Here is a 15,323-nt window from a genome sequence, read left to right on the forward strand (position 1 = left end):
TATGGTGAGTTGGGGAGCTACTGAGGTGGGGAAGTACAATTGATGGTTGTCTCTGACGCCGCCGACTTGCCCCAATGCTCCAATGCTTCTGTTTCTCTCTTTAATTTTTCTAAGTTTCTATGTTTCCCTGGTGGCTTTGGACGATTCCCCTAGCAGCGGTTTTGGGTAAGCTATGGTTGAGTAGCCATTTGCCGATTTTGGCTTCCTATGGGGGATACGATAGCCTGCGCTACATCATGATGGCACGGGAAATGGTGTCTCCCGGTGTTCCCGACTACGATATGTTGACGTTAATGCGCAATTCGGGATATCCCGCTTTTATTGCTGTTAGCTATTGGCTGGGATTTTCTTTGCGGTTGGCGCAGGAATTGTTTTATTTGCTGGCGGGATTGTTTCTGGCGGGAACGGTTTTTTTCTATCAAAGAAAGCCTCTGGTTCCGGTTATTTTTATTACGGTTTATAGCTGGATGCCGATGGCTTTTTTTTGGAATCGCAAAGCTGTCCAAGAAGCTGTTTATTTGCCTTTGATTTTGTTGATTCTTGCCTGTCTCATCCATTTTGGGAAGGCAAACTTTTTTTCTCGGCAATTCCTGGGATGGGCGCTGGTTCTGGGGTTGCTACTGGCTTGGTTCTGGAATATTCGCCCGGAGGCGATTTTAATTGTTCCTACGTTTTTCTTGACATTTGGGGGGATTTTTGTAAGAATATTGTTAAATAGTAAATTAGGGGAAGTGTTTGCCAAAAAAAGGGGATGGGGACAGTTGGCAGGCGCGATCGCTGTGATGGTTATCCCCCCAATTGCCCTGACCATGGGGATTTGCGCGTTTAATTACCACCACTATGGCTTGTTTGTTACCAGCGATTTTACCACCCCAGGGGTGCGCGCTGCCTATGGAAATTTAACTCGTATCGAACCAGATTCTTTCCGTCGTATGGTGCCAGTGCCCAAATCCGCACGGGAAGCGGCATACGAGGCGAGCGATCGCTTTCGAGAGTTAAGAGGTTATTTGGAAAGCGACAGAGGAGAGGTTTGGCGGAAAGCTTCTTGCAGTCGCACCGATATTTGCGATGATTATGCTGGCGGTTGGTTTATTTGGGCGCTGCGCAATGCTGTCAATGAGGCTGGTTACTACGAATCCGCGCCTCGAACGGAATCTTTTTACCAGCAAATTGGCCAAGAAATTGCCACTGCCTGCGAAAACGGCGAAATTGCCTGTCGAGAACCTAGTTGGTTTGGTTCGGGATTGGCGCCAGTTCCGCGATGGGAATACTTGCAACCTTTTCTCAATAGTTTGCAAGAGTTGGCGGATAGCTTGTTGCGGGAACCTCTGAAGCTAACCAGGTATTCCTGGGATGATTCGCTGGCATTAAATCCTTCCGAAGGGGAAACGGATAAGGAATGGCGCCGCAAGTACTTTGCCAAGATTACCAGAGAACCGGCGGATTTTATCGATCGCCTTCAGGAACCGTTCAACCAAGGTAAAAACAAAATCATTTTTGCTATAGCCAGAATATTTCGCTGGGGATATCCCTGGTTGGTGGGTTGTGGTTTGGTGGGATTGGTTGTAGAACTTTATTATAGCTGGCGATATCCCCATACCCGCGACCCGGTTGGGGCATGGGTGATGCTGTTGGCTTTGTCTTATTTGGTGGTTCGGTGGGTGTTGTTCTCCTATATCGATGCTACCAGCTATCCCATAAAATTTCGTTATCTGTTGCCGGTTGCACCGCTGCCCTGGTTGTGCTTTGCTATGGGCGTAGCGTATTTGTGGCAGAGAATTGGTGGAAAACGATATTGCTCTCGCCCGGGAAAATCTTCCTAACCACCAAACGCAAGGAATTGACGTATCCATTGTCATGCCTTGTTTGAACGAAGTGCGTACTTTAGAAACTTGTATTGACAAAGCCAAAACAGCGATCGCACAACTCAATTTGCAAGGAGAAATCGTCATTGCCGACAACGGTTCCACTGACGGTTCGGTAGCGTTAGCGGAACGATTGGGCGCTAGAGTGGTACCAGTTACCAAAAAAGGCTACGGGGCAGCCTTAATTGCCGGGATGAAAGCCGCCAAAGGTCATTATTTGGTTATGGGAGATGCCGACGATTCCTACGATTTTCGCGAAGCGGTTCCCATGGTGGAAAAATTGCAGCATGGTTATGATTTGGTCATGGGAAGTCGGTTGCGGGGAACGATTTTACCGGGGGCTATGCCTTGGAAAAATCGTTATATTGGAACGCCAGTGCTGACCAAGATTTTAAATTGGGTGTATGGTTGTAAATTTAGCGACGTGAATTGTGGTTTGCGGGCGATATCCAAACCTGCTTTTACCAGTTTGACCATGGAATCGCGGGGGATGGAATTTGCCTCCGAAATGTTGGTGAAAGCCGCTATTTTGGGATTGAAATCCACCGAAGTTCCCATTACTTTACATCCAGACGGTCGCGATCGCCCACCCCATTTACAACCTTGGGCAGATGGCTGGCGACATTTGAAATATATTCTGCTGTTTGCCCCCAAAGTACTGTACTGGATACCAGGAATTTTGCTATTTCTGTGCGGTAGTATTTTAGCGATCGCGTTGAATACAGCACCCGGTGGGACTTATGTTTATTTAGCAGGAATTGGATTCAACGACCACTGGATTGTGGTTGCTGCCTTGTTGTGTATTATAGGATATGAAATTTTGGTAATGGGATTGCTAGCCTATTTGTATACCCTTACCCATCGCGTAACCAGACGTTCTGCAAAAATGGACAAACTGCTACGCTGGTTGACAATGGAACGCATTATTTTGATTTCCCTTGCTTTACTGGCAATCGGCTTGGCATGGGAACTTTCCGTCATCAAAGCGTGGGTCAGCGGCAATTTTGGTCCGTTAAACGCTTTCCGACCAGCAGTGACAGGGATGACCCTCCTCGTCATGGGCGTTCATACCTTATTTAGCAGCTTCTTTTACGCCGTTCTCAGCGATCGCTACAAAAACAAATACGAATAGCACCAACATACCATAAACGCCACCAAACCACCACACAGTAGAAACACCACTCCTTCTAAACGCTTCCCCCTTCGATACTCCCAAATGACCACCAAAGGCATCGACTACTTCAACCGCAACCATCCCCTAACGAACTTGCAAATTCAAGCCTCGCTAACAATCCGCCGTCAAATGTATGAATGGTTGCGGCAGCAAATGGGTGGTGTAGCAGGCAAAAGCTTTTTAGAACACGGCGCCACCCCCGATACCGAACGCGCCGATAGTAACTGTTTTATTCGTTGGTTGCTTGCCGATGGCGCTTGTGTCTATGCCACCTCACCAGAAGATATTTCTCATTTAGAAACCCACTTTCCCCATCTAACCGTTATCGATTGGCAACATGACCACGAAATACCGCAAAAATTTGCCATCGACTGCGTAATTTCTTCCGCAGTTCTCGAACATGTAGGCAACCAAGCATCCCAACAATCCTATTTACAAAATTTATTCATTGCTTACCCGAGAATATTTCTAACCACCCCCAACCGACACCACTGGCTGGAATTCCACACCAAACTCCCTGTTCTCCATTGGTTGCCCAGACCTTGGCATCGTTGGCTATTAGCCAGATTGGGGATGAAATTCTGGTCGCAAGAAGAAAATTTGCGGCTATTGCACCATCAAGAAATTTTATCATTGATTCAGAACACAGCCACACAAGCAAAAGTTCGTATAGAACAGCATTGGTACTATCCCAAATTTCTAGGGATGGTATCCAATCATGTTGTTTTGATAGAAAAATATCGTACCTAGATGTTCGTGAAAGTCGATTCCCATTTTTTACGCGGTATTGCCAGCGATAGCGATCGCATTCCTTCCTTATACTACTCCCGCAATTGGTTGGTCAGACAATTTTTCTGGATGCGCCTGTGGTTGATTGCCCAACTCATCCAAACTTTACAACCGGAAAGCCAACGGAAAATGGGATTGGATTTCGGCGGCGGTGGCGGCGTGTTTCTCCCCACCCTTTCAACGCAGTTTGACCGCGTTTGTTTTGTAGACCTGGAAAGCCGCGAAGCCTATCAGGTGATCAAACATTACCGCATCAGCAATGTGGAAATTCTCGCCGAAGATATTGCCAAAGTGCATATGCCTGCCGCTACGTTTGATGTAATTGTCGCTGCTGATGTTTTGGAACACTTCGCGGATTTATCCGTTCCCACCCAAGCTTTGCGTCGCTGGCTCAAACCTAAGGGCATCTTGCTGACTTCCCTCCCCACGGAAAATTGGCTGTATAATTGCCTGCGAAAACTATCCGGTTTGCAAAAACCAAAAGATCACTACCACACCGGATATGAGGTAGAATCCTACCTGAAACAAAATGGGTTCCGCCCCATTCGTCGGCGGTCGGTGCCCTTGTTTTGGTGTATTTTGCCTTTGTTTTTGGTGACTGCATGGCAGTTGGATGCCGCCTATCGGGAAGAGAATTCCACCGCGAAGACAACACAGACCAATGCCAAATCGCCGTCGTAATTCCTTGCTATCGGGTCAAACCCTATATTGCCCAGGTTATTGATGCCATTCCCAATATGGTCGATTGGGTCTATGTGGTCGATGACGGTTGCCCCGACAGGAGCGGCGAATATGTGGAAAAATCCTGTTGCGATGCGCGGGTTCGGGTGATTTACCACCAACGCAATCAAGGGGTTGGTGGGGCGGTGATTTCTGGCTACCAACAAGCGATCGCCGATGGTGCTACCATTATCCTCAAAATTGACGGCGACGGTCAAATGGACCCGGCTTTAATCCCGAAGTTTGTCTCTCCCATCCGCCAAGGCATCGCTGACTACGTGAAAGGCAACCGTTTTTTTGAATTGGAACATTTACAGGGAATGCCGGCTATCCGCTTGTTGGGAAATGCGGCTTTGTCGTTTGCCAACAAAATTGCTACTGGCTATTGGGATATTATGGACCCCACCAACGGGTATACGGCGATTCACGCACAAGCGTTACAAAGCATTCCCCTGCACAAACTTGACCGCGGGTATTTTTTTGAAAGCGATATTTTATTTCGCCTCAGTACGGTACGTGCGGTGGTTTACGATGTTCCCATGAGGTCGAAATACACAGGTGCCACCAGCCATCTCAATATTTGCAAGGTAATTTGGGAGTTTCCTGGCAAGTATCTTAACCGCCTGGCGAAGCGTATTTTTTACAATTACTACTTGCGGGATTTTAATATTGGGTCTTTGGAATTTCTCGTTGCTATCCTGTTTATCGGATTTGGCGGCGTTTATGGTATTTTTCATTGGTATCTGAGCTTTCAACGGGGGATTCCCGCTACCAGTGGAACGGTGATGGCGGCAGCGTTGCCGGTTATTTTGGGGTTTCAATCGCTGCTGGCAGCCATTCACTACGATGTGGCGAATGTTCCGCGGATACCGATTCATCGGTTGTTGATGTGATGATGTGATGGGAAGGTACGATTGTTTTTAAACACTTTTTTGGTTTGACTGAAGCGGCGGCAGTATGGCGATTTGGAAAGTTCCGGAAAAGGCGTTTTTGTGGATTGGTGGGGTTTTTGGTGCGTTGTTGGTCTTGCTAACGCCACCGTTTCAGGTTCCCGATGAGTACCAGCATTTTTATCGCGCTTACCAACTTAGCGAGGGGCAGATACTAGCAGATTATCATGTGGGGGAATGTTCTGGCTATACGCGCGATCGCCAAGATATTCCCTGCAGCGGTGGCTATTTACCTAGGAGTTTGCTAGTTACGGTTCGGGAGGTTTCTCCTCCTAATCTCCGTGGTTCCGCACAGGTGAAACAAAATCCCCAGGATATTTTGGCTTTGTTGGATTTGCCTTTGCAACCAAGCGATCGCGTGTTTGTTCGCTTCCAAGGGGCAGCTTTGTATTCGCCGGTGCCTTATTTGCCTCAAATTGTGGGGATTGCTGTGGGGAGAATTTTGGGTGCTTCTCCTCTAATTCTGTTTTATTTGGGGCGATTTTGCAATTTATTGGCGTGGTTGGGATTGGGATATTTGGCGATCGCGCGATCGCCGATTTTTGCTTGGCTTTTGGCTTTGCTTTTGTTAATGCCTATGTCGTTGTTTCAAGCGGCGTCTCTATCGGCGGATGCGGCGACCAATGGTTTGGTGTTTTTGTTAACGGCTACGTTTTTACAATACAGTTTGGCTAAGCCTAGCACAAGCGATCGCGATTTGTGGTTTTTGGGAATGTTGGTCTTGGCTTTACCGTTGGTGAAACCAGCGTATATTCCGTTGGTTTTGCTGTTTTTCTTAATTCCTGCTAGCCAAGTCAATCGCAATCCATCGAGCAATTCTCCACCCATTCCTTGGAGGTCTAAATATACTTTGGTTGGTGGGGGAATGGTGTTGGCAAGCGTACTAACAATGTTGGTATGGTCGTCTCTGGCTGGCGGCAATTACGGCAAAATTTATCCCAGCATTCGCCCCGAAGAACAAATTTTGTTTGTTTTGCAGCATCCCGTTGAATATGTGGGGATTTTTTTGCAAACGTTGCAGACATTTGGTGGGAGTTATTTGGTGGAATTTGTGGGCAAGTTGGGATGGTTGGATACGGTGTTGCCTTGGGGAGTTACAATTTCCTATTGGGTGATTTTGTTGGTGGTGGCTTTAACCGATGGAAGTGAATCCACCGTCGCGATCGCTGGTTGGCAAAAATGGCTTTTGGGATGGGTATGGTTGGCAAGCAGTGGCTTAATTTTTACGTTGATTTATGCTGCAGGTAGTCCGGTGGGTGCCAACGTCATTGGTGGGGTTCAAGGTCGATATTTTATCGCGATCGCACCGTTGTTGTTTTTGCTTTTTTACAACCGCAGGCTGCGTTTGCCGAGCCCACAATTTTCCACCGCTTTGGTATTTTACTTACTGGTTGTCCAAACCATGACCATAGCCACTGTGGTTCGCCGATATTATTGGGGATAGGGAAACCAACGAACTAGCTAACCAAGAGAAGTTACCATTTGAGAACCGCAGCTTCCGGTCCTTGTTCCCGGCGAATTTTGTTGTCTTTTTCAAACCAAGAAACAATTTGCTGGTGGGTGAGTTCTTCAATGGGAACCCCCGCGTCTTCGGCAATAATTTGCAAAAGTCGTTGCGAAGAAATGGTTAAGCGAGCTAAGAATTTTTCATGGCTGGATAAAAGAGAAGCATCCACATCAGCAGCTTCTTCGTAGGTTAAAAATTGATTGGGCGTTTGTTGGTTTTCGGACATTGTACTATCTCCAACCCGAGGGTTTGAATGGTTACCGTACTTTCATTATATTGATAGAAAAATAGCTGTGCCAAGCGATCGCGATTGAGCAAAAATCCCCATTCCCGATCCTTTTGAACGAGCCTTAAAAGAGAAAAAACTTATAGCTTGCTAGGATATCATAAAGAAAATTAACCAGCAATGTTGGGATTTTGTGGAAATTACTGACGATCGGGATTATGATAGGAGGGTGACGAGATCGGACAGTGGTATTTATGGCGAATCTTCCCACGAGTTTGGACGAAGCGATCGCACAAGCTCAAACCGCAACCAAAGCAGCGGTAGAAGACGGTTACTCGCGGGTGCAAGTGGAATTGGTGTTCCCAGAACTCAAAATCATGCCAGTCGCCCAAAAATTTCTACCCCTGTTTGAAGAATACGGCCGTCACCTCAAAATTATGTTTCCCGACACGGGGGCAGCAGCCCTCGCCAAGCGAGATTGGCAAGACTTGCCCTATCGCATCAGCGACTTAGGGTCGGAACGCAGTCCTGTTGATAGCCGAGTGGAAGCAGAAGATGCCGCCTACCTACTAGTACAGCCGTCATCCGTGGAAGTCAAGCAAGTAGAAAAGCTGTGCGAACTAGCGGCAGACAAGTTGGTGGTGTTGCTCGCTCCCAACTTAGAAGATATTGCCACTGTAGGCATTGGCTATGCCGGACGCCAACTGCGGGAACGCTTTCTCAGTACCCTACTGTCGTGTTACTATATCAAACCCATCTCCGGTGCAGCGATTTTCCGTTGCTATCCTTCGCCCTGGCAAGTTTGGCGAGAAACCGAAACCGATTACGAATTAATGGCAGAATATCCGGAAAAACCAACGGCAGACCAGTTGGAAGAACTGTTTGCTCCGACGGCAAGCACTTCCCAAAGCGATGCTAGCTCCCAGGGGGATTCTCCCTCCGGGCAAACTGGGAAACCGGCAGGGGTGTTCGGTCAGTTACAACGTTTTCTGAAAGCTTTAAAAAATTAATCGACTTTTTCCGGTTGCCACCAATTTTTGACATCGTTTGGGGATTTTGACCTAAAAAATCCTGCATACAATCTCCGTATTTTCCACAATATCTAAGCCAAACGAAGTATTCAAAGATCGACATTATGGCCGAGGTAGTTTCAGCACAATGGCCGACGCTTTTCTACGAGTGCTTGCGAAAAGATCGAGGGTAGGGGGGAAATCCTATTTCCCTGAGTGCAGGCGATTCCAGCCGAAAAAAAGCACTCGTACGCTAGTTTGCCTATTGTTTTTACTATGAATTACCAAAAAAGACGACGCATCCTCATTGGGGACGTACACGGTCATTACGATGGACTGATGCAGTTGCTGGAAACCATCGAGCTAGGCAGTGAAGACGAACTATATTTTCTTGGGGATTTGGTAGACCGGGGTCCCAACAGTGCCCAAGTGGTGGAATTTGTCAGACAAAATAACTATCCCTGCGTTTTGGGCAACCACGAACAAATGTTTCTCGATGCCTTTGCCAGCGATTTTGCTCGCTCTCCAGCGTTGCCCACTTGGTTGTACGGTGGCGGTCATGCCACCTTGGCGAGTTACAAAACCGTTCCCGATATCTGGCTGGTGCAGCACTTGCAATGGATGCAGGAGCTACCCGGTTATATTGATTTGGGAGATGTCTGGTTGGTGCATGCGGGGGTCGATCCCAACCTGCCTCTTGAAGAACAAACCAACGAACAATTTTGTTGGATTCGCGACGAATTTCACGCGGCTACGGAACCGTACTTTGCCCACAAGCAAATTATTTTCGGGCATACCATTACCTATACCTTTGCCGGGGTGGAACCTGGCAAATTGGTTCGGGGACCCGGTTGGTTGGCAATCGATACTGGCGTTTACAGTCCGGTCAGTGGTTGGCTAACGGCTGTGGATATCGACAACAATTGGGTGTATCAGGTCAATGTTTTGCAACCAGAAATTCGCCAGCTTCCCCTGTCGGAAGCTGTGGTGGAAATCCAACCACCTGAAGAATGTTTGTGGGAACGAGAGTTGGCTTGAGGCGATCGCGATTTCCCTATGACTGGCTAGTCCTTGCCGTCTTCTTGTTCTTCTGCGGATTTGGGTTTGATGCGACGAATGGGCATATTGGCTGTTAAGGCGGTCGTACGGCGATCGCTTTGCAAGGAAAATTCCAACCCTTCCGCATCCACCTCCACATATCGCGATACGACCTCCAGAATTTCCTTTTGCAACGAATCTAGCATTTCCGGGGTTAAATCGCAGCGATCGTGAGCGATCACCAGCCGCAGTCGATCCTTAGCCGTATTGCGGCTGGTCTGCTCGTTAGAGCGGGAAAATAGTTTTTCAAACAGTTCGCTAAGCATGGCTTTCGCTTGGGAAGTAAGTTTTTACACAGAACCAGCCAGCGAGACCAAAAGTACGCAGCAAATGCATCGATCGCGTCATTCTGGCTGATGTTCGGTCTAGAAAATTTCTAGATAATCTTGGTCGATAGAAGTTTCCGCAGGCGAGAAAAAATATTTTCTGGGGGAGCGTGAAAATCGATAAATTCCACCTCCTCCCCTTCCAAACGACGAGCCACGTGTCCAATCGCCACCCCAGCGAGGGAAACCCCTTCATCAGTGAGCACCAGGGGTTCACCGCGGTTGGTGGAGACAATCACCCGGTCGTCTTCAGGAATGACACCCAGCAAAGAAATGGCGAGAATTTCTTGGACATCCTGTACAGACATCATATCGTTGGCCTCGACCATAGATGGTTTGAGGCGGTTAAGGATGAGATGGGTATTTTTAATATCGTGAGCTTCCAACAAACCCACCACGCGATCGGCATCTCGCACGGCGGAAATTTCCGGAGTCGTGACCACAATCGCTTCCGTTGCCCCGGCAATGGCATTGTGAAAGCCTTGTTCGATCCCTGCCGGACAATCCACCAAAATATAATCGTATTTGCTGGCTAGCTCCTGCAAAATTGTCCGCATTTGTTCCGGCGAAATGGCATCTTTCATGCGATTTTGGGCCGCCGGTAGCAGCATTAAGTTGGGCTGTCGCTTGTCTTTCACCAAAGCCTGGTCCAGGCGACACTCCCCTGCGAGGACGTCAACCGCCGTGTATACAACGCGATTTTCCAATCCCAGCAACAAATCCAGGTTTCTCAAGCCAAAATCGGCATCCACCACCACGACTTTGCGATTGAGCTGTGCCAGAGCCATCCCCAAGTTGGCTGTGCAAGTGGTTTTGCCGACGCCTCCCTTTCCAGATGTAATAACAATAATGCGACTCATAGGTGTCTTTGCAATCAATAGCTGTGGGCGAAAGAAACATGGTTAGGCAGACACCCAACCAGGCAACAATAGAGCGTATGCTGGTGGCGTATATGCGGCCATCCTACGCTTCTATTTTCCCTAAATCCTCACATGCTTGGCGAGGGATTTTGCAGGGGGGAGCGAGTTTATTTGCTGCCGAGGGCTTTGCCAAAATCTCCAGCTTGGGCGAGGCGAATGCCACCATTGGTGATGTAAGCGACTTCGGGAACTAGCTGGGCTGGAGAATTTTCCGGTGCCCTAGCCACAAAATCCGCAATGCGAATTTGGGTGGGTTCCATTTTTAAGGCCATAATCCGGCATTTGGTGTTGCCTTCCAAGCCGGCGTGAGCGACACCGCGGAGCCTTCCCCAAACCAAAATGTCACCAGCGGCAACGATGGAACCGCCAGGGTTGACATCGCCGAGCAAAATCACACTACCGCGATGGCGAATTTCTACCCCGGAACGTACGGTGGTTTGCAGGTAGAGGGGGTCATCGAGGGGCGGTAGATTTCCTTGGGGGGTGGTGGTGAGGTTGCCCGGCGGTGTTTGCTGTTCTACGGAATAGCCGGCACTGGCAGCGGCTACGGCGGTTTGTCGTCGGTTGGTGTATACTTTGCGGATGTAGAGCTGCTGTTGGCTCAAGGCAGTGGCGATCGCTTGTAGTTGGGGCACGTCTAACAAGCGATCGCGGGTGTACAGATGCACGTCGGTGTTGGGCTGCCAGAAGCGATCGCCCCCTTGCAACCGCTGCCGAAACTGCTGCCAAATTTCGTTCCAGGTAGATGCCGATGCGGTTTGGAAGGTTTCATCTTCTTGCTGGGGTGGCAGCAACAACAGCAATTTATCCCCCTCGCTTTTAAAGTTTACCTGTAGGTAAGGAAAATGAGGGGCAGGGGTTTCAGATGAATTTTCGGAAACGGTGGTTTCTACAGGCGTAGAAGGCTCATCAGTCATCTGCGGTCGAAGTAACAAATCAAAAAACTGGATCCGCATCCTACCATACCGAGGTGGTTGCGGATAGCGTTACGGTCGGAAACGACGGTGAACCGTGGCTAAGGCCCGTTCGTCGCCCACATTTCCCGGAAAAAGCACCACTGGCAGGTTGGGAAATTGGGGATGTTCTTGGGGGGTGCGTACCACCGAACAACCGGCTAAAATTTGACCGAGCAGGCGGGCAGAGGTTAGGTTCAACCCCTTACTCAGTACATCGTTGGAGGTAATGCCCCCTTTGCTAATTAAAAAGGCCAGATCGGAAGGCAATCCCCGCACGATATCCATCAGCAGCTGGGAGACCTTTTCACCAAACGCCAACCGCGTTGAGGCATCGGGAAATTTCAGTTCTTCGCGGCTGGTATAAATGACCGGGGTTTGGTTTTGTTGGTAGATTGGCTGTATCCGTTCTAGGGTTTGCTGTAGGAGTTCGTCGCGTTGCTGTTGGGTGTCTTCCAGTAGGTGAGAGACATCCACTTCCACCCCCTCTACGTCGGGTTCGGGCAACAGGTTTTCCAGTTGGGTGGTGGTTTTGCGGACGTGGGACCCCACCAAAACTGCTCCCGGGCGATCGCTGCGCACGTAACGAGCCATATTTTCCGCCGCCACCGGTTGTGCCCCTGGTTGGGCGAGGGAAGTCAGCCAGCTAGCGGCACTGCGAAACAGAAATCGCTTCCCTTGCTGGGCAGCTTCTAACACATCTTCGGCAAATTTGTCAAGGTCTGCTTGGGTTTCGCCGTCTACCACACCGCACTGATTGCCCTGCATTTGCAGCAAGGTTTCCAAACAGCCGTTATAAATATCGGAACGGGTAAAACGCAACACCTCCCCGGCGCGGATGCTGCCTTGGGTCTTTTCTTCTACGTAGTCGGGGAGATAGCTGTGGCTGTAACCAAAGACAGAATCTTGGGCAAATTCGGTTTCGTGAACTGGGGTTTCTACACCGTTGACCAGCAAGTAGTGGACGCTGTCGCGGGTAATGCGCCCCCCTTCAAAAAAAGCAGGCGTTAGGAAATGACCGTCAAACCCACCGAGTTCCTCTGCGATCGCATCGGTTTCGATGGGATAGTGTCCCCGCAAGGTAGAATCGGAACGGCTGACAATCAGAAAATCGCTAATATTTTCTTGGGCGAGCGCGGTTTTCAAATTGCGGCAAACTTCCCGGGTAGTTTCCCTGGCCCGTTGGGGGGTCATCGCCCTGGTATTGGTTAAAACAAAGAAAATGGGCGCGCTATCCCGCAAGCCCAGAGTGAGGGTTTCCACATCCCACCGCATCAGCAACAAACAGCTATGTACGGTCTGCGAGCCGGTGGGGTCGTCATCCAAGACAATAATTTTGGGTTGGTTAGCCATATATCAACTAGGTTGGTCTGTCTGCTTGAATATTTTATTATTTTGCAACGATCTGTCTGGAGGCAAACCAGTTTGGGAAGGCGGCAATTGGGAAAGAAATGGGAATTTGGCCAAACCAGCTCCCGTATGCCCGGTGAACAACCACACCATGGCGCGGATGCCGTCGCGAACCACTTTGAAGGTTGGTTCTTTTGTATCCCTGGTGGGCACGGAAAGGGTGCGTACGGCAATGCCCCGACTGCCAAAGACAATTTCTGCCACCACCAACGCCCGCAGCATGTGAAAATCGGAGGTGACTAGGTAAATGCAGTCAATGTCCTGCCGCTGCAAATCGTCGACCAGGGTGGTGAAGTTGGTGACTGTATCCACCGCCCGATAGTCCAAATGCACGCGGTTTAAATCAATTCCCGCTTGCGAAAAGACCCAATGGGCATATTCGGGATTGCTGCCGGAGGAAACCCAAACATCTAAATTGGGTTCTCGTTGGGCTAAACTGGCGGCGTAGGCTTCCCGTTCTGGTGCTCCTCCTAAGACCAAGATGGCTTCTGGTGGCTGTAGCTGACTTTTGAGGTATCGATAGCCCCACCAGCCGCAGAAAAAAAGAATGGGGAGCAAACCAATGGAGCATTTGAATAGAAGCGATCGCTGCCTTTTGGTGGGCTGTCGATATACAGGTTTTGCGTTTACATCCATGTTTGGACAAGTTGTTGCTGGGCGATGCACTGAGGTGGCTCGCTAATGAAGTGTATCGCTATTTACGGCGTTTTGAACCACCAAATTGAAAAATTGGCAGCGAAAAACGGGACTGGCTGGATTCGAACCAGCGACCTAGCGCTTAGGAGGCGCTTGCTCTATCCTGCTGAGCTACAGCCCCAGAACTGGATCCATCATAGCAAGTTTGGTTCCGATCGAGAACGCCAAACTTGGTTCCAAGGACTACCACCAATTTCGACGCCGGCTTGAGAACTGGTGGCTTCTAGGATGATTCGATCGCGATCGCCGCGACGTTGGAACAGGGTTAAGGTTACCTTACCGTACATGGTATCGCGACAGAAAGGAATCAAACCGCCTTCGGTGGGGGCGCGTAGCTGTTTGCCAGGACGGTTGGTGGTGGCGGTGAGTTCCACGGCGTAGTGCTGGTTGCGCGATCGCAGCCGCCAAAATCCCCAGGGGGCAATTTCCCATTCAATTTCTGCACTCCAGGGGACGAATTCGTAGAATTTGCCACCATAGTGAATGCCCACCATAGCCACCGATTCATCCCACCACAATACTTTTCTCCGGCCGCCGCCGGAAGTAAGGGCCAGATCGGGTTCGCCGTCGAAGCTGTTGCACTGAATCCAAAACCATTTTTCGGGAAAAGCACGACCCCAATTTTTTTCGCTGTATGCTGGGGCCTTGGTAAAGGTATAGCGATCGCCGTTCCATTCGATCCAACCCGTTGCCCAGCCGTGAGCCATGAGAATTTGCCAGCCGGGTTCAAAAATGGGCAAAAATGACATCCAGCCGGCGGTGGGTTTTTGCATACCCTCGCGATCGCCCCAACCGTACCTAGGTTGAATCTCATACTGCCACAAACAGTAGCGATCGGTGCCGGGGTCGTACAATTTTCCTTGATGCCAGGTAGCGGTCGCCTGATACCCTTCGACAATATAGGTATCAAAGGTGTCTGGATGCAAATATTGCGCCTGGCGGTGCCATTTGGTTTTCCCCCAATGTCCCAATCCCAAAGTCTGACGCCAAGCCCAGAACTTTCTTACATCGGGGAAAGTACGGCATAAGTACGTATCATGGGGACCTAAAATTTGCGCGGCACCACCACTGGTGGGCTGCCCCCCTTGAGGATCGTCGATGGAGTACATGTAAGCAAAGGTCTCCCCAGCTTCCGGCAGCGTTACCCGGTAGTACCATCCTTCAAAGAAACGTTGGTTGCTACCATCGGCGTGGTAACCGCTATGGGGCGTTTGTAACTGATGTACCATAAATTTTTATTGAGTTCGTTCGGCGATCGCTTTGTTTGTATTTATAGTTGCATTGGTATTGTGCCAAGATTTGCGATCGTACGCCACTCAGGGGAAAAATTGCCAGATATCGAACCGCGATCGCGATCGAGACCCAAGTGGGTATGTTGTACCTAGATGGTTGCAGGCTTCCAGCTCCGAAAGTGCAATGCAGCTGCCCTCTGTAACCTTGTAAAACACTCAGAAAATTCCAATATAGCATTGCCCAGCAACGGAAACTTTGAAAAGGAAAAACACCTTTTCCATGACCTCCTATCCCCTGTACGCAATTTAAATCAAAATGTTATTGTTTTCCCACCACGTCCAAGTCTAAAAATGCTGCAAGTTTAGGGACTTAGTTCTTGAAAAATTTTTTCTAAAATTATTCGAGTTTTTTTGGACAGAGAAAAAAAGATTTATAACTTGTATAAA

The 15,323-nt window shown here is 49.2% G+C and carries 15 protein-coding genes and 1 tRNA gene; 8 read left to right on the forward strand and 8 right to left on the reverse strand.

The genetic code is table 11. From position 1 onward, the window contains the following. The first annotated feature begins 119 nt into the window (after positions 1-119). From AS151_RS08555 to AS151_RS08580, 6 genes are all read left to right on the forward strand, one after another. A complete protein-coding gene (locus AS151_RS08555) occupies positions 120-1,823 on the forward strand; it encodes a hypothetical protein (RefSeq protein ID WP_071516629.1) in 1,704 nt (567 codons plus the stop codon). Beyond that, positions 1,783-2,997, forward strand: a complete 1,215-nt coding sequence (locus AS151_RS08560; RefSeq protein WP_084639466.1) for a glycosyltransferase family 2 protein — start codon at positions 1,783-1,785, stop codon at positions 2,995-2,997. The genes AS151_RS08555 and AS151_RS08560 overlap by 41 nt, the downstream gene beginning before the upstream one ends. Positions 2,998-3,081: 84 nt before the next feature. After that, a complete protein-coding gene (locus AS151_RS08565) occupies positions 3,082-3,789 on the forward strand; it encodes a hypothetical protein (RefSeq protein ID WP_071516630.1) in 708 nt (235 codons plus the stop codon). Continuing rightward, positions 3,790-4,509, forward strand: a complete 720-nt coding sequence (locus AS151_RS08570; RefSeq protein ID WP_071516631.1) for a methyltransferase domain-containing protein — start codon at positions 3,790-3,792, stop codon at positions 4,507-4,509. Next, entirely contained in the window at positions 4,431-5,441 is a 1,011-nt protein-coding gene (locus tag AS151_RS08575) for a glycosyltransferase family 2 protein (protein ID WP_071516632.1), read from the forward strand. Before AS151_RS08570 ends, AS151_RS08575 begins: the two co-directional genes overlap by 79 nt. Before the next feature lie 64 nt (positions 5,442-5,505). After that, complete coding sequence (locus AS151_RS08580) at positions 5,506-6,942, forward strand: DUF2142 domain-containing protein (protein ID WP_071516633.1); 1,437 nt, start codon at positions 5,506-5,508, stop codon at positions 6,940-6,942. Positions 6,943-6,973: 31 nt separating this feature from the next. On the opposite strand, the gene AS151_RS08585 is transcribed toward AS151_RS08580, so the two are convergent. Beyond that, complete coding sequence (locus AS151_RS08585; RefSeq protein ID WP_071516634.1) at positions 6,974-7,231, reverse strand: hypothetical protein; 258 nt, start codon at positions 7,229-7,231, stop codon at positions 6,974-6,976. 254 nt (positions 7,232-7,485) lie between these two features. On the opposite strand from AS151_RS08585, the gene AS151_RS08590 reads away from it, so the two are divergent. Beyond that, complete coding sequence (locus AS151_RS08590; RefSeq protein ID WP_071516635.1) at positions 7,486-8,241, forward strand: DUF1995 family protein; 756 nt, start codon at positions 7,486-7,488, stop codon at positions 8,239-8,241. A 276-nt stretch (positions 8,242-8,517) separates the two neighbouring features. Continuing rightward, positions 8,518-9,279 (forward strand): metallophosphoesterase family protein, encoded by a 762-nt coding sequence (locus tag AS151_RS08595; RefSeq protein WP_071516697.1) that lies wholly within the window; start codon positions 8,518-8,520, stop codon positions 9,277-9,279. 26 nt (positions 9,280-9,305) lie between these two features. On the opposite strand, the gene minE is transcribed toward AS151_RS08595, so the two are convergent. From minE to AS151_RS08630, 7 genes are all read right to left on the reverse strand, one after another. Further along, positions 9,306-9,605 carry a cell division topological specificity factor MinE gene (gene minE, locus AS151_RS08600; RefSeq protein WP_071516636.1) on the reverse strand — a complete coding sequence of 100 codons (300 nt, stop codon included), beginning with the start codon at positions 9,603-9,605 and terminating at the stop codon, positions 9,306-9,308. Between the two features lie 110 nt (positions 9,606-9,715). After that, positions 9,716-10,525 carry a septum site-determining protein MinD gene (minD, locus tag AS151_RS08605; RefSeq protein ID WP_071516637.1) on the reverse strand — a complete coding sequence of 270 codons (810 nt, stop codon included), beginning with the start codon at positions 10,523-10,525 and terminating at the stop codon, positions 9,716-9,718. A 167-nt stretch (positions 10,526-10,692) separates the two neighbouring features. Next, positions 10,693-11,502 carry a septum site-determining protein MinC gene (minC, locus tag AS151_RS08610; protein ID WP_071516698.1) on the reverse strand — a complete coding sequence of 270 codons (810 nt, stop codon included), beginning with the start codon at positions 11,500-11,502 and terminating at the stop codon, positions 10,693-10,695. Between the two features lie 69 nt (positions 11,503-11,571). After that, on the reverse strand, positions 11,572-12,891 hold the full coding sequence (locus AS151_RS08615) for a four-carbon acid sugar kinase family protein (RefSeq protein ID WP_071516638.1): 1,320 nt from the start codon (positions 12,889-12,891) through the stop codon (positions 11,572-11,574). A gap of 3 nt (positions 12,892-12,894) precedes the next feature. Beyond that, on the reverse strand, positions 12,895-13,584 hold the full coding sequence (locus AS151_RS08620) for a YdcF family protein (protein ID WP_071516639.1): 690 nt from the start codon (positions 13,582-13,584) through the stop codon (positions 12,895-12,897). A gap of 107 nt (positions 13,585-13,691) precedes the next feature. Next, positions 13,692-13,765: transfer RNA gene (locus AS151_RS08625), tRNA-Arg, on the reverse strand. A gap of 13 nt (positions 13,766-13,778) precedes the next feature. Beyond that, entirely contained in the window at positions 13,779-14,873 is a 1,095-nt protein-coding gene (locus AS151_RS08630; protein WP_071516640.1) for a tocopherol cyclase family protein, read from the reverse strand. Positions 14,874-15,323 lie beyond the last annotated feature (450 nt).

Source organism: Geitlerinema sp. PCC 9228, assembly GCF_001870905.1.
In the GTDB taxonomy this organism is placed as follows: Bacteria; Cyanobacteriota; Cyanobacteriia; order Cyanobacteriales; family PCC-9228; genus PCC-9228.

Excerpts from the sequence above, each read along its gene's own strand:
- AS151_RS08575 (WP_071516632.1), top strand. The coding sequence starts at position 4,431 with ATGGCAGTTGGATGCCGCCTATCGGGAAGAGAATTCCACCGCGAAGAC.
- AS151_RS08595 (WP_071516697.1), top strand. The coding sequence starts at position 8,518 with ATGAATTACCAAAAAAGACGACGCATCCTCATTGGGGACGTACACGGT.
- AS151_RS08630 (WP_071516640.1), bottom strand. The coding sequence starts at position 14,873 with ATGGTACATCAGTTACAAACGCCCCATAGCGGTTACCACGCCGATGGT.
- AS151_RS08615 (WP_071516638.1), bottom strand. The coding sequence starts at position 12,891 with ATGGCTAACCAACCCAAAATTATTGTCTTGGATGACGACCCCACCGGC.
- minE (WP_071516636.1), bottom strand. The coding sequence starts at position 9,605 with ATGCTTAGCGAACTGTTTGAAAAACTATTTTCCCGCTCTAACGAGCAG.
- AS151_RS08590 (WP_071516635.1), top strand. The coding sequence starts at position 7,486 with ATGGCGAATCTTCCCACGAGTTTGGACGAAGCGATCGCACAAGCTCAA.
- AS151_RS08580 (WP_071516633.1), top strand. The coding sequence starts at position 5,506 with ATGGCGATTTGGAAAGTTCCGGAAAAGGCGTTTTTGTGGATTGGTGGG.
- AS151_RS08555 (WP_071516629.1), top strand. The coding sequence starts at position 120 with ATGTTTCCCTGGTGGCTTTGGACGATTCCCCTAGCAGCGGTTTTGGGT.
- minD (WP_071516637.1), bottom strand. The coding sequence starts at position 10,525 with ATGAGTCGCATTATTGTTATTACATCTGGAAAGGGAGGCGTCGGCAAA.
- AS151_RS08620 (WP_071516639.1), bottom strand. The coding sequence starts at position 13,584 with ATGGATGTAAACGCAAAACCTGTATATCGACAGCCCACCAAAAGGCAG.
- AS151_RS08570 (WP_071516631.1), top strand. The coding sequence starts at position 3,790 with ATGTTCGTGAAAGTCGATTCCCATTTTTTACGCGGTATTGCCAGCGAT.
- AS151_RS08585 (WP_071516634.1), bottom strand. The coding sequence starts at position 7,231 with ATGTCCGAAAACCAACAAACGCCCAATCAATTTTTAACCTACGAAGAA.
- AS151_RS08565 (WP_071516630.1), top strand. The coding sequence starts at position 3,082 with ATGACCACCAAAGGCATCGACTACTTCAACCGCAACCATCCCCTAACG.
- minC (WP_071516698.1), bottom strand. The coding sequence starts at position 11,502 with ATGACTGATGAGCCTTCTACGCCTGTAGAAACCACCGTTTCCGAAAAT.